The 14,436-nt window shown below is 42.1% G+C and carries 15 protein-coding genes; 1 reads left to right on the top strand and 14 read right to left on the bottom strand.

What is annotated here, in order from left to right; all coding sequences use genetic code 11:
- Window position 1: 1 nt before the first annotated feature.
- The 7 genes from yqfD to rpsU form a co-directional block, all read right to left on the bottom strand.
- On the bottom strand, window positions 2-1,192 hold the full coding sequence (gene yqfD, locus M1D81_RS12030) for a sporulation protein YqfD (RefSeq protein ID WP_456266788.1): 1,191 nt from the start codon (window positions 1,190-1,192) through the stop codon (window positions 2-4).
- An 18-nt stretch (window positions 1,193-1,210) separates the two neighbouring features.
- Window positions 1,211-1,492, bottom strand: coding sequence for a sporulation protein YqfC (gene yqfC / locus M1D81_RS12035; RefSeq protein ID WP_012010618.1), 282 nt, complete (start codon window positions 1,490-1,492; stop codon window positions 1,211-1,213).
- Window positions 1,493-1,698: 206 nt separating this feature from the next.
- Window positions 1,699-2,196, bottom strand: a complete 498-nt coding sequence (locus M1D81_RS12040) for a hypothetical protein (RefSeq protein ID WP_456266787.1) — start codon at window positions 2,194-2,196, stop codon at window positions 1,699-1,701.
- A 31-nt stretch (window positions 2,197-2,227) separates the two neighbouring features.
- Window positions 2,228-3,220: a flotillin-like protein FloA gene (gene floA, locus M1D81_RS12045; RefSeq protein ID WP_024423026.1), complete on the bottom strand. Its 993-nt coding sequence runs from the start codon at window positions 3,218-3,220 to the stop codon at window positions 2,228-2,230.
- 27 nt (window positions 3,221-3,247) lie between these two features.
- Window positions 3,248-4,561, bottom strand: coding sequence for an NfeD family protein (locus M1D81_RS12050; protein ID WP_456266786.1), 1,314 nt, complete (start codon window positions 4,559-4,561; stop codon window positions 3,248-3,250).
- A gap of 141 nt (window positions 4,562-4,702) precedes the next feature.
- Window positions 4,703-5,152, bottom strand: coding sequence for a GatB/YqeY domain-containing protein (locus tag M1D81_RS12055; protein WP_024423028.1), 450 nt, complete (start codon window positions 5,150-5,152; stop codon window positions 4,703-4,705).
- A gap of 14 nt (window positions 5,153-5,166) precedes the next feature.
- The gene (gene rpsU / locus M1D81_RS12060) at window positions 5,167-5,340 is read right to left on the bottom strand and encodes a 30S ribosomal protein S21 (protein WP_003152957.1); all 174 of its coding nucleotides are present in this window, start codon (window positions 5,338-5,340) and stop codon (window positions 5,167-5,169) included.
- Window positions 5,341-5,522: 182 nt separating this feature from the next.
- Here rpsU and M1D81_RS12065 point away from each other — a divergent pair, with 182 nt between their 5' ends.
- On the top strand, window positions 5,523-6,452 hold the full coding sequence (locus tag M1D81_RS12065) for a Na/Pi symporter (RefSeq protein ID WP_268421255.1): 930 nt from the start codon (window positions 5,523-5,525) through the stop codon (window positions 6,450-6,452).
- Between the two features lie 41 nt (window positions 6,453-6,493).
- On the opposite strand, the gene mtaB is transcribed toward M1D81_RS12065, so the two are convergent.
- From mtaB to hrcA, 7 genes are all read right to left on the bottom strand, one after another.
- A complete protein-coding gene (mtaB, locus tag M1D81_RS12070) occupies window positions 6,494-7,852 on the bottom strand; it encodes a tRNA (N(6)-L-threonylcarbamoyladenosine(37)-C(2))-methylthiotransferase MtaB (protein WP_034622837.1) in 1,359 nt (452 codons plus the stop codon).
- Window positions 7,852-8,622 (bottom strand): 16S rRNA (uracil(1498)-N(3))-methyltransferase, encoded by a 771-nt coding sequence (locus M1D81_RS12075; protein WP_024427953.1) that lies wholly within the window; start codon window positions 8,620-8,622, stop codon window positions 7,852-7,854. The genes mtaB and M1D81_RS12075 overlap by 1 nt, the downstream gene beginning before the upstream one ends.
- 23 nt (window positions 8,623-8,645) lie before the next feature.
- Complete coding sequence (gene prmA / locus M1D81_RS12080; RefSeq protein ID WP_191097531.1) at window positions 8,646-9,581, bottom strand: 50S ribosomal protein L11 methyltransferase; 936 nt, start codon at window positions 9,579-9,581, stop codon at window positions 8,646-8,648.
- Window positions 9,582-9,603: 22 nt separating this feature from the next.
- Complete coding sequence (gene dnaJ, locus M1D81_RS12085; RefSeq protein ID WP_024423033.1) at window positions 9,604-10,737, bottom strand: molecular chaperone DnaJ; 1,134 nt, start codon at window positions 10,735-10,737, stop codon at window positions 9,604-9,606.
- Between the two features lie 166 nt (window positions 10,738-10,903).
- A complete protein-coding gene (dnaK, locus tag M1D81_RS12090; RefSeq protein WP_456266785.1) occupies window positions 10,904-12,742 on the bottom strand; it encodes a molecular chaperone DnaK in 1,839 nt (612 codons plus the stop codon).
- A 24-nt stretch (window positions 12,743-12,766) separates the two neighbouring features.
- Window positions 12,767-13,324 carry a nucleotide exchange factor GrpE gene (grpE, locus tag M1D81_RS12095; RefSeq protein ID WP_041086263.1) on the bottom strand — a complete coding sequence of 186 codons (558 nt, stop codon included), beginning with the start codon at window positions 13,322-13,324 and terminating at the stop codon, window positions 12,767-12,769.
- A 63-nt stretch (window positions 13,325-13,387) separates the two neighbouring features.
- On the bottom strand, window positions 13,388-14,419 hold the full coding sequence (hrcA, locus tag M1D81_RS12100; protein ID WP_003217350.1) for a heat-inducible transcriptional repressor HrcA: 1,032 nt from the start codon (window positions 14,417-14,419) through the stop codon (window positions 13,388-13,390).
- Window positions 14,420-14,436 lie beyond the last annotated feature (17 nt).

A 14,436-nucleotide genomic window follows, 5' to 3' on the forward strand; every position in this document is an offset into this window, starting at 1 on the left:
TCTAGTCTCCCTGAACAATAGGTGTTGGTTGAACAATATCTTCTATTACTTGGTAAAGGATGATTAACTTAACTTTACCATTCCCTGTTGTCTCGTGCAAAACTTTTTCACTTTTCACCTCTCCTGTTTGACCTAGCTTCTCTTCTAATTCTTTTTTACCCATTTTAATCCCTGCTTGAACCGCTTCTTTATTTGTGTATTCTCGATTTATTTTCTCACTTTCGCGTGTGATTTCCTTTTCATAAGAGAATGGGAGCTGCATGTTTAAGAAATGAAGCGGATGAACTTCTGTTTCTGTTTTTGGCTGCTTAAAATCATCCTTTTTAAAAGAAAAGCCCCAAAATGGCAGTGAGCCTCCAAATGCGGAGAGCTTGTGCTTTGTCTTCATTTTACCCGTAAAGACGTCAAAAGATGTTCGAAGAGGGACAGAAACTTCAGAACGATACCACGTTTCACCATAGATTTTCGCTTTGGCTCCTACCGTTTTTTGCTGATCTTCGCTGCCAATGAGTCCAGAGACAAGCATCTGTCCTTTCTTTACATGTTCATCAACCGCGGCGAGCGGCTCCCCTTTTTCTACATACATTCTCGTGATAACAGCCTTTTTCTTGGCGACGATATGCTGAGGACTCGTGTATTTTTCTTTTTCGGGTTCATTTTTTTCCACAACTTTCATTTGAAAGGTTGTGCCGTTTAGTTCTACGCCGACCCATGTGATGCTTGGAATATTGGTTGTCAGGGATTTTTGAATTTTTTCAGGTGTTCCCATTAGAAACTGAAAACGTCCTTTTTGCACCCCGATATCATCTAAATGCTTTCTCATTTGATGTTCAGTTTCTGGATTGGCTCCTTTAATATCAATTTTCCATACCATGTTTGAAAGCGCCAATATCGTCACTAGAAAGCATACAATCCCAAAGGTAAATCCGATATTCTTCCTTGACCATAGGAGTAGAAATGGAAAGCCCTTTTTTTGATGAAATGAACATGTCACGTCATGATGTCTGCGTACCTTTCTGAAGGCATGTACATCTGATAAGCGAATAAATAAGCGCACGCTGTCTTGACGGCGGCTCACTTGAAACATTGTGATCCCCTGCCTCGTGCACTCATTAATGAGCCGCTCAATGCCATTACCTTTGATCTCCACTTCCACTCTGCCAATAAAATAGGCGAACCATTTATTCTTCACGCTTCTCCCCTCCGTCAGTTAAGAATCAATATAACGGACCTCATCGATTTTCCCTTCCAATAAAATCTCTTCTGGCAAAATCGTTTTAATCACAAAATCTTTCCCTGAAATAATGCATTGTCCCTGTTTGAGCATCAGCCTTACCTCTTGATCACTGAAAAGCAAAAGCCCTTTATGGTTCTCTATGTAAATGTGGAGTCTGCCAACCATCGTAATACGGGGAAGATCCATCATCACGTCTGGAGGGATTTCAAGTGTTCTTGTCAGCCATGCTTTAAGTCGATTTTTTCTTTTTCCCATTCAATAAGAACCCCTTCCCACCTCATGTGTATGAGATCAAACTGAAAGATGGTGAGACTGATGAGAAAGCCTCTATATCATCCTATTCCTCAAGGGTTCATATCATGCTAATGAATCCCGTAAAATAGCCTTTTCAGCATTTTCTTTAAGAAAAATCGTCATCAGGCAAAAAAAGCCCCCCTTTTTCATAAAGGGGGCTTTCTTCTTTATCTTTTATATGGCCGTTTCATCGTTCTGTGCGGCTTTTTCGCGCGCGGCTCTCCAAATACTTCTCCAAGGATCATTCCTTGAACAATTGTATCTTGGTTCAGCTTCTCAATGAATTTTGGCCTCATTTCAGCAGATGCAGCCTTTGGCCTTGTCAGCTCTCTTTCAAGCGATTGGAACTCTTTGTTCAGCTCGTTTTTTCTTTCTTCCATTTCGGCAAGTGTAGCCGTATAGCGATCTTGTAAGGACTGAGAAGTTTTTTTCTTCATCCCGCCATGATCATGCACATCGCCGAAATCGTCCTGCTGATCGGTCACGACTGGATCTGGACTTGTTTGCTTTGTTTGCTTTTGGGGCACCTGCTTACGCTGAGGAGCGGGCTTCTTTTGCTGATTCTGCTCTTCGTTCTCCTCTTGTTTGCCGATCTTCCCAAAGACGGCAGAGATGATACCGATGATAATCGCAATTAGTAGCGGATTTTCAAATAGAATGTCCAATGGGCTCCCTCCTTAAAGCGTGAGAGGATGCTTATTTGTTTTCATTATCAGATGGACCTTTTGTCATTTTGCCAAATGAATCTCTCATATCCGTATCAGCATCGATATTCTTAATGTTCATGTAGTCCATGACACCAATATTGCCTTCACGTAATGCTTCAGCCATTGCAAGTGGTACTTCAGCCTCTGCTTCCACGACTTTCGCGCGCATTTCTTCAACTTTCGCACGCATCTCTTGTTCTTGTGCAACAGCCATTGCGCGGCGTTCTTCTGCTTTCGCCTGTGCAATGTTTTTGTCTGCTTCTGCTTGGTCTGTTTGCAGAATTGCCCCGATGTTCTTACCGATATCAACATCTGCGATATCAATCGAGAGAATTTCAAATGCAGTACCTGAATCTAATCCTTTACCAAGAACCGTTTGAGAAATCATATCAGGATTTTCAAGAACCTTTTTATGATTATCTGATGAACCGATTGTAGAGACAATCCCTTCACCTACACGGGCAATAATTGTTTCTTCCCCTGCACCACCGACAAGTCGGTCGATGTTTGCACGAACTGTAATACGTGCTTTTGCTTTGACCTCAATCCCGTCCATCGCAACACCAGAGATAAATGGTGTTTCAATGACTTTAGGGTTTACACTCATTTGAACTGCTTCAAGTACGTCACGGCCTGCTAGGTCGATGGCTGCACAGCGGGCAAAGTTCAATTCGATATTCGCGCGTTGAGCTGCAATTAATGCGTTCACAACTCTGTCCACGTTACCACCTGCAAGATAGTGGCTCTCCAGCTGGTTAATCGTCACATCAAGACCTGCTTTATGTGCTTTGATGAGCGGGTTGACCACTCGGTTTGGAATCACTCGGCGCAGTCTCATTCCGACAAGAGTAAAAATGCTCACTTTTACGCCAGCCGCTAGGGCAGAAATCCACAGCATCACCGGTACAAAGGTGAAAAAGATCGATAGAACAATCAAACCTGCTGCGATAATCACAAATAATAGTAAAGTAGATGGATCCATTTTATTCCTCCTCTAAAATCAGTATATCTATACTTTCCTCACGACAATGCGTGAGCCTTCCGCTTTCACAATTTTTACTTGTTCATCCTTATCGATAAATGCACCTTCTGACACCACATCAATGCGCTCATCTCCGAGTACGATCGTACCAGATGGACGAAGTGCAGTGGCTGTCACTGCGATTTGTCCAACAAGATCTTCTCTTGTTTCATTTGAGACATAACCGCTTTCCTTATTGGTTGAATCGGTTAAAATGAACTTTTTAAAGAATTTCATACGTTTCCCCAACACCTTTGTCAATAAAATAACTGCTATGATTGAAACAGCAGCGGCAATCAAGATGGAAATCGCCATTTCTGTAAAGCTTCCAGCTGCTAAAAATAAGCTGACAACGACACAGATCAGTCCAATGACACCTACGATTCCCCCTGGCAAAAACAATTCCAGAATGATGAGTGCAATCCCTGCTAAAAACAGGAACAACGTCTCATATCCTGCAAAACCTGCCACGAGATGACCATAAAAGAATAGAAGAAGCGCTGTCACTCCCATGGTGCCCGGGACCCCAAAGCCAGGAGAATAGAGCTCAACAACTAACCCTAAACTTGCAATGGATAAAAGGATTGGAATGACAATTGGGTGCGTAAGAAAACGCGCAACCTTTTCAGCAAAGCTCACTTCATCGTATTGAACAGAAGCATCTTTTAATTTCAGCTTCTGAAGCAACTCATCCATATTTTTTGCTTCTCCTTCTGCATAACCGAATTTAAGCGCCCGGTCTGTGTTGAAGGTGAGCAATTCTCCTTTTGGTGCACCCGCTTCTTTTGCGTCTATATCTACATCCGCCATGGCAAGAGCATACTTTGGATCACGCCCCTGCTTTTCAGCAGCATCACTCATTTCAGCAAGCCATAGAGATTCAGATTTTTGATCGGCAGCATTGCCTTCTCCATCAATGATCGCAGCAGCCCCCATTTTTCCATTCGGGGTCATATAAATTTGATCGGCATTTAGCGCGATGAAGGCCCCTGCTGAAAGCGCTCTATGATTGACAAACGCTGTCACCGGGATATCGGTAGCACGAATAGCATCTGCGATCTCAAGCGCTGCATCGACTGCACCACCCGGTGTATTGATGTCGAGAATAATATGCTTCGCCCGTTCCGACTTTGCCTGCTCAAACGATCGTTCAATGAATTTAGAAAGCCCTTTTTCTACTGTATCTTCAATTGGGATAACATGAACTTTCTGATCTGCTGATTTTGCGGTCAATTGAACCCCTAATAACAAGCATATTATAAAACAACTGAAGAGAGCAATAGAAATTTTTATTTTTTTCATCTATTTGGTGATCCCTCCTCACTTTCTTCCATTTTACTGTTCCTTTACATACGTTACAAATGTATCATAGGTTTCATTTTTATATGACAGAATCACGAGGGCATAAAAAAAGTACCCTTCTAACAATAGAAGGATACTTTTTCATTGAGACAGCTGCTCGCTGACAAGTCTGTTAATGACAGCTCCATCAGCTTTACCTTTTACTTTTGGCATAATAGCGCTCATGACTTTACCCATATCAGCCTTTGAGGAAGCACCTGTTTCAGTAATCGTTTCTTTCACGATCGTTTGCAGTTCTTCTTCAGAAAGCTGTTCAGGTAAATAAACGTCTAATATGTCAATCTCTTTTTGAACTTTATCTACTAAATCTAAGCGATTAGCTTTCGAAAATTCATGGAGGGAGTCTTTACGTTGCTTAATCTCGCGGGAAAGGACGGTTAGTTCCTCATCGCCGGTCAAACTGTCTTTCTTAAGCTTAATTGCTTCATTTTGCAGTGAAGCCTTTACCATACGAATGACAACAAGCTTGTCTTTCTCACGGTTTTTCATCATAAGCTTCATATCAGAATTTAATTGCTCAAGAAGACTCATAAAATCCACCCTCTTTAGAATTTACGTTTTCTAGCAGCTTCAGACTTTTTCTTGCGCTTTACGCTAGGCTTTTCATAAAATTCACGCTTTCTTGCTTCTTGCAATGTTCCAGTTTTGGATACACTGCGTTTAAAGCGACGAAGAGCATCTTCAAGCGATTCGTTTTTTCTAACGACCGTTTTTGACATTCTCTTTCCCTCCCTCCGAATACACCAATCGACTGCATTAAAAAAAGATATACATGCAAAACATGTACCTAGACATTATAATATAAGCCTAGTGTGAGGTCAACTAAGTGATTTGGAAATATATTTTCGTCATGAGCAGGTAGACAAGTCCATATATTCATTGGTAAGAGGAGGACTTTTCTATGATGGCGATCATTTATTTTTGTGCACTTATTTTCATTTTTTTATGGTCAATGGGTTTGCTGAGAAAAGGATTAATGGCGCTTGCGTCGTCTCGTATTGAGAAATCACTTCTTCTCTTTACAGATCACCCGGTCAAAGCATTCTTGGTCAGCATTGTGTTTACAGGGGTTCTACAAAGCAGTTCTGCTTTTATGGTTATCGTCATTGGCTTTGTCAGTACTGGCATTCTCTCTTTTAAAAAATCGATCCCAATGATTCTTGGAACCAATATCGGCTCCACGTTTACGACAGAATTTATCGCCATTAAAATGGACGTGTTCATGTGGGTTTTGATCATAGCCGGTCTTGTATTTATCCTTTTTGGCAGGACATCTTTTAGACATGCAGGAAAAAGTTTATTTGGGCTCGGGATGATCTTTTTTTGCATACAAGGCTTTTCAAAAATTGCAGGGATGATGACAAGCCAGCCTGAGACATTGCGTTTTCTTGAAATGATGCAGCATTCAGACTGGACAGCGCTGCTTTCGGGTACCATTTTCACAGCAATAGTTCATTCGAGCTCCGTCTGTATCGGTATTTTAATGGGATTTATGAATGAGGGAACTGTGGCACTTCAGGAAGGTATCAGCTTTGTGTTGGGGTCCAATATTGGGACATGTATTACGGCTGTGATGGCTGCGATATCCGGCGGCTACGCAGCACGTCAAACGGCTTATGCACACGTCATGTTTAATGTGCTCGGGGTTCTTTTATGCCTGCCGTTTCTCGCCCTGATCACAGAGGTTGTCGCCCTTCTCGCAAGCTCTCCTGCCCAGCAGATTGCGCATTTCAGCCTGCTGTTTAATGTGGCAAGCTCTCTCCTCTTCTTTCCGTTCATTCGTCCTTTTCACGGATTGATCTTGTGTCTCATGCCGAATCAGTCAAAATAAAAGAAACCGGCTTGCCCTTTTGGCTGCCGGTTTTTTATCTATTATGAGGTCATTCTCACTTTGTCTGGCTGTACATCATCGCTGATGCGAACGAATTGTCCTTCGTTATAAGGATAGCCCGCTTTCGTAATTTTCACTTTGACCAGACGGCCGATCATGTCCTCTGTCCCTTCAAAAACAACTTTCATGTAGTTATCGGTATAACCAACATAAAGATTGTGGTTTCCTTCTTGTTCTTTGAAGGATTCTTCCGGAATAATCTCTAGCACATCACCTTCGTATGCTGATGCATACTCTTTCGCAAGCTGGTCAGAAAGAGCGATCAAACGGTGGACACGTTCGTTTTTCACATTTTCATCCACTTGATCTTCCATTCTTGCAGCCGGGGTACCTGTACGTTTGCTGTAAGGGAATACGTGCAGCTCAGAGAATTGGTGGTCTTTGACAAAATTGTACGTTTCCAAGAACTCTTCTTCTGTTTCCCCAGGGAATCCTACGATCACATCAGAGGTGACAGCAAGTCCTGGCAATGCTTTTTTCAGCTTTGTTAAACGCTCTGCAAAGAATTCCATCGTATATTTACGGCGCATTCTTTTCAGCACAGTATTTGAGCCAGATTGAAGCGGGATGTGTAAGTGTCTGACAATTTTCTCTGATTGATCAAGCACTTCAATCACTTCATCTGTAATTTGACTAGCTTCAATAGATGAAATACGGATTCGTTTCAAGCCAATAACACGTTCATCTAATTCTCTCAGAAGCTTTGCAAAGTTATAATCCTTTAAGTCTTCTCCGTATCCGCCTGTGTGAATACCTGTAAGCACAATTTCTTTATAGCCCGCATCAACAAGCTGCTGCGCTTGATTGATGACCTCTTCTGGATCACGAGAACGAAGAAGGCCGCGCGCCCAAGGAATAATGCAGAATGTACAGAAATTGTTACAGCCTTCTTGGATTTTTAATGAAGCGCGCGTTCTGTCTGTGAAGGCAGGAACATCAAGTTCTTCAAACACACGTGCTTTCATGATATTGCCAACCCCGTTGATCGGCTGTCTTTCTCTGCGGTATTCTTCAATATAGCCTAGTAATTTATGTCGGTCCTGTGTTCCAACCACAATATCAACACCAGGAATCGCCATGATTTCTGCTGGTGAGGTTTGCGCATAGCAGCCTGTTACACAAATGACACCATCCGGGTTATGACGAATGGCTCTTCTAATGACTTGGCGGCTTTTCTTATCGCCTGTATTCGTGACCGTACATGTATTAATGACATATACGTCTGCTTTTGATTCATACTCTTTTCTTTCATAGCCAGCTTCTTTAAACAGCTGCCAAATCGCCTCTGTTTCATAGTGGTTGACCTTACAGCCAAGTGTATGGAACGCTACTGTTCCCATCATGATTCACCTCTTAATAACTCTGTTTGATAAGATATAGCAGAAAGCGCATATAAAGGAGCAGTTTCTGTTCTTAAAATGCGTGGTCCAAGCCCGCAAATGACTGCACCAAGCGTTTCAAGCTCTTCAATCTCCTTTTCTGCCAAACCGCCTTCAGGGCCAAAAACCACTAGCAAGGTTTGTCCGCCTTTCATCTGTTGAAGCACAGTTTGAAAGCGGCTTTGCTCTCCTTCTTTCGATGATTCTTCGTATGCAACGACACATTTATCGAATTCACCAGCTAATTGCGTCAGCTCTTTAAACGTTGATACTGAATAAACACGGGGAATGATATTCCGGTAGGACTGCTCGGCTGCTTCTTTCGCAATTTTCTCCCAGCGCTCTCGTTTTTTATGTGACTTTTTTTGGTCAAGCTTTGTAATAGAACGAGCCGCTTGAAACGGGATAAACGCACTTGCGCCAAGCTCTGTGCCTTTTTGGATAATGAGCTCAAGCTTATCTCCTTTTGGTAGACCGCTTGCAATCGTCACCCTAATCGGAAGTTCTCTGTCCTGATTTGTCCAGCTTTCAAGGTGACAAATCACTTCTTCCTTTGTTATTGTATCAATTTTACTGAGCGCTTCAAAGCCGTCTGTCGTTAAACAAAGGATTTCCTGCCCTGCTTTCATCCGCATGACATTGGAAAGATGATGTACATCTTCACCTTTTATAACGATGGCTCCCTTTAACGTCACTTCTTCTTTCGTGAGGTCGATAAAATATCGTTGCATACGTGTCCTGACACCTACTCGCTTTATTTTTTCGCTATAATGCTGACCCAATCTTCCATTGACAGCACTTCAACAATGTCAAAACCTGCTTCTTCTAATGCTGTTTTGACCTGTAATTTCTTTTGTCCAATGATGCCTGATGTAATGAAATAGCCATCTTTCTTCAATAGGTCATAGGCTTGATCTGTAAAGCGCAAAATCACTTCTGCCAGAATGTTGGCGACAATCACATCACGCTCACCTGAAATCCCATCAAGCAAATTGTTTTGTTTGACCGTCACTTGTTCACTTACACCATTTAATTCGATGTTTTGTTTCGCACTTTCTACCGCAACGGTGTCGAGATCAAAGGCTTGAATGTCCTTTGCACCAAGCATCGCTGCTGCCACACTTAAAATTCCAGAGCCTGTTCCAACATCAATCACCGTATCGTTTTCCTTTACGTAGCGCTCAAGCGCCTGAATGCAAAGGACGGTTGTTGGATGCGTACCTGTTCCAAATGCCATTCCAGGATCCATTTCAATAATCAGTTCATCAGAATGAACCGGTGTATATTCTTCCCACGTTGGAACGATGGTGAATTTTTCAGAGATTTTCACAGGATGATAGTATTTCTTCCAGGCGGTGGCCCATTCTTCTTCATTTACTTCACAAATTGACAGTGTATTGCGTCCAAGGTCAATATCGTATAGAAGAAGATTGTTGATGGCTTCTTTGATCTCATCTACCGTTTCCATCAAAAAGCTGTTCATTGGAAGATAGGCTTTCACAATGACACCTTCATCCGGATAGTCATTCGGATCGAGCTGGTAGATCTCACCGTATACATTTTCACGTTCCTTGACTAAATCAAGCGGGTCCTCAATCACGACACCACTTGCACCTGCTTCATGCAAAATATTGGTGATCGGTTCCACCGCTTCATTTGTTGTATGGACGCTAATTTCTGACCACTTCAATACTACCAACTCCTTATCCGTCTTACTCGCCTTTAAATGCGCGTTTTACCTTATCGAAAAAGCTCATTTCTTGTTCGTCTGGTTTATTTCCGCTCACTTCAGCAAATTTTCTAATGATATCTTTTTGATTGTCTGTTAAATTTGTCGGTGTGACGACACGTACAACGATATGCTGATCGCCTTGGCCGTAGCCGCGTACATTTTTCACACCTTTTCCTTTGAGTCTAAACTTCGTGCCAGTTTGAGTGCCAGCAGGAACTTTTAATTTTACTTTTCCGTGTAATGTCGGCACTTCAATTTCGTCACCTAGTGCAGCTTGGGCAAAGGTGAGCGGCATCTCGCAGTAAATGTCATCTCCATCACGTTCGAAGAATTCATGCGCACGCACATGGAACACAACAAATAGATCGCCTGGAGGTCCTCCATTTACACCTGGTTCACCTTGGCCAGACACTCTGAGCTGCTGGCCATCATCAACACCTGCAGGAATCGTCACGTTAATTTTCTTACGCTTACGCACTTTGCCAGAGCCGCCGCATGTTGAACATTTATGGTCGATTTGTTTCCCTGTTCCGCTGCAGTAGTTACATACTCTGCGGTTGACCACTTTACCAAACGGAGTGGATTGCTCAACATTTAATTGACCAGAGCCGCCGCAATGCGAACAGGTTTTTGCCTGCGTACCAGGCTTTGCACCTGATCCATGACATGTTTCACAAGTTTCTTCACGAGGGATTTCAATGGTTGCTTCTTTTCCAAATGCCGCTTCTTCAAATGAAAGCGTCATTGTATATTGCAGGTCCGCTCCTTGGCGCGGTGCATTTGGATCTCTTCTTCTGGCTCCGCCTCCAAAAATACTAGAGAAGATGTCGTCAAAGCCGCCGAAGCCGCCAAAGTCTCCTCCTCCGCCAAAACCGCCGCCGCCAAAGCCTTGGTTAGGATCGGTATGACCGAACTGGTCATAATGCGAACGTTTTTGATCATCAGAAAGGGTTTCATAGGCTTCTTTTACTTCTTTGAATTTCTCATCTGAGCCAGCTTCTTTATTAATATCAGGGTGATACTTTTTTGAAAGCTTGCGGTATGCCTTTTTGATTTCGTCCTTTGAGGCGCTCTTACTTACGCCAAGCACTTCATAGTAATCACGCTTACTCATCTCTTCACACTCCCGATTTTCTCACATAAATACGATTGTATCATTTTGATTTAACCTTTTTCAATTCCTTTCATCGTTGAAAAGAAAAAAAAGTCAAAGCCAAGAGATCCTGACTTTGACTTTCTGACGAGTACGTTTCAGCAGTCTTTTTCAAAAGTAAAGGTGATTATTTTTTCTCTTGATCGTCGTTTACTTCTTCGTATTCTGCATCCACTACATTGTCATCTGCTTTTTGAGCACCTTCAGCGCCTTCTTGCTGAGCTTGTGCTTGTTTTGCAGCTTCTTCATAGAGCTTTGTCGTTAATTCTTGAACGATTGTTTGCAGTTCATCTTTTTTCGCTTTGATGTCTTCAAACTCGCCTTTTTCGATCGCAGCTTTTAGCGCATCTTTCGCGTCATTTGCTTTTTTCACTTGCTCTTCATCGATTTTGCCTTCTAGATCTTTTAATGTTTTTTCAGTTGTAAACACTAATTGATCTGCTTCGTTGCGCACTTCGATTTCTTCTTTTTTCTTCGCATCTGCTTCAGCATTTTCTTCTGCTTCTTTTACCATTTTTTCGATCTCATCATCAGAAAGACCTGAAGAAGATTTGATTGTGATGTTTTGCTCTTTGCCTGTACCCATATCTTTCGCACGTACGTTGACAATACCGTTTTTATCGATATCAAAAGATACTTCGATTTGCGGTACGCCGCGTGGTGCTGGCGGGATATCAGTCAATTGGAAGCGGCCTAATGTTTTGTTATCTGCAGCCATTGGGCGCTCACCTTGCAGGACATGGATATCTACAGCTGTTTGGTTGTCAGCAGCTGTTGAGAATACTTGAGATTTACTTGTTGGAATTGTTGTATTGCGTTCAATCAGCTTCGTGAATACGCCGCCCATTGTTTCAATTCCTAAAGAAAGTGGTGTTACGTCAAGAAGAACAACGTCTTTGACATCCCCTGTGATCACTCCACCTTGGATCGCTGCACCAAGTGCAACTACTTCATCAGGGTTTACACCTTTATGAGGCTCTTTGCCTGTTTCTTTTTTGATTGCTTCTTGTACTGCAGGAATACGAGTTGATCCACCTACAAGGATGACTTTATCAATCTCGCTAGCAGATAAACCAGCATCTTTCAGTGCTTGACGTACAGGTGTCATTGTACGCTCTACAAGATTTGCAGAAAGCTCTTCGAATTTAGCACGCGTTAACGTTAATTCAAGGTGAAGAGGTCCTGCTTCTCCAGCTGTGATAAATGGCAGTGAGATTTGTGTAGAAGATACACCAGAAAGATCTTTTTTCGCTTTTTCAGCAGCATCTTTTAAACGCTGAAGCGCCATTTTATCTTTAGAAAGATCAATGCCATTTTCTTTTTTGAATTCAGCCACTAGGTGATCAATGATGACTTGGTCAAAATCGTCTCCACCTAGACGGTTGTCCCCAGCAGTTGAGCGCACTTCAAAGACGCCGTCTCCAAGCTCAAGGATCGATACGTCAAATGTACCGCCGCCAAGGTCGTATACAAGAATCGTTTGATCTTCTTCTGTTTTATCTAAACCATATGCAAGTGCAGCTGCTGTTGGTTCGTTGATGATACGTTCTACTTCAAGACCAGCAATTTTACCAGCATCTTTCGTTGCTTGACGTTCTGCATCGTTGAAGTAAGCAGGAACTGTGATAACAGCTTTTGTTACTTCTTCGCCAAGATAGCTTTCAGCGTATGATTTAAGGTGTTGAAGAATAATCGCAGAGATTTCCTGCGGTGTATAGTTCTTGCCTTCAACTTCTACTTTATAATCAGTCCCCATATGTCTTTTAACAGACATGATCGTGTTCGGGTTTGTAATTGATTGACGTTTTGCTACTTCACCTACTTGACGCTCTCCATTTTTAAAAGCGACAACAGATGGTGTTGTACGTGCTCCTTCAGCGTTTGCAATGACTTTTGGCTCGCCGCCTTCAAGTACTGCAACACATGAGTTTGTTGTTCCTAAGTCAATCCCAATGATTTTACTCATATTCGATGACCTCCCATTATGTAGTTATTGATTTACTTTTACCATTGATGGACGAATAACTCGGTCTTTGAGTTTATAGCCCTTTTGCAATTCTTCTACAACGATATTTGAATCGTAGTTTTCATCTTCAACTTGCATGACGGCTTGATGAAGGTTTGGATCGAACTCTTTGCCGACAGCTTCAATTGGTTCAACGCCTTCATTTTTCAACGCTTCTACCAGCTGGCGGTAAACCATTTGCATTCCTTCTAACAAACTTTTCGTCTGCTCATTGTCTGGATCAATTCCAAGCGCTCTTTCAAAGTTATCAAGAGCTGGGAGAAGATCACTGACAACATGTTGAGAACGATATTTTTGCACGGTCTCCACTTCAGTTCGAGCACGGCGTTTATAGTTTTCAAAATCTGCTTGAACACGCAGAATTTTGTTTTCTTTTTCATCTAGAAGCTGCTGCAATTCATCGATTTTTTCTTGGAAGGCAGACTGTTCATCATGTGTTACTTCCTCAGTATCTGCTTGAACTGCTTCTTCTTGTGCTTCAACCTCTGCTTCTTGCTCAGGTGTCTGTTTTTCTTCTGACATTGTGTTCACCTCCCTCAAAAGATTCAAAAATACGAAGGGGCTGTGCCCCTATCTTTTATCACCCTACTCATCATACAAATTGGAAAGTGCGTTTGACAAGTCTTTTGATACATGATGTAAGAGACTGACAACCCTGCCATAATCCATACGGGTTGGACCAATGACGGCAATGGAGCCGAGTGATTTTTGATCAATCGAATAAGTAGCTGTGATTAAGCTGCAGTTCTCCATCGCTTCCAAATTGTTTTCTGAACCGATTTTAATGGTGATTCCTTGCTGATTTGGATGAAACAGCTGCATGACATCATTTTTTTGCTCAATAAGCATCATGAGTGAACGGATGCGGTCAATGTCATGAAATTCCGGCTGATTCAACATATTAATCTTTCCGCCAAAGAAAAGTTTTGATTCATTTTGAGTCGATGTAAATGTATTGCCGAGCGCATCTAAAATATGATCATAATCTTTTAAATGCGTGCGAAGAAGCATCACAACTTCTTTATACATTCTGTCCTTCAGCTGATCCATCGGGACTCCGGCTAGGCGGCTGTTTAAAATATTCATCAGCTTCTCAATATCGGAGACATCGAGATGCTCAGAGAAGGTAATGGTTTTGTTTTCAACATGTCCGCTGTCTGTAATCATGATCGCCACTGCTTTGTTTGGCTGAACAGGGACAAGCTGAATTTGCTTTAATCGATTTTCACTTAGCTTTGGACCAAGCACAATCGATGTATAGTTTGTGAGATCTGATAAAATTTCCGCCGATTTTTGAACTGTCTTTTCCAGCTCAAAAATTTTCTCCTGAAAGGCCGACTGGATAAGCACAAGCTCTTTAGACGAAAGTTTTCGCGGAGAGAGCAAATGATCTACATAATAACGATATCCTTTTTCGGAAGGAATTCTTCCTGATGAAGAATGGGTCTTTTCAATAAAACCAAGTTCCTCCAAATCAGCCATTTCGTTTCTAATCGTCGCAGAACTGAATGTAATATCTTCTTTTTTAGAAAGAGTCCTTGATCCAACTGGCTGCGCCGAACGAATAAAGTCATTAATGATGACTTGCAGAATCAAAAGCTGACGATTTGTTAACATCATCATCACCCCTGTTA

The sequence above is a fragment of the Bacillus sp. JZ105 genome, assembly GCF_053903125.1.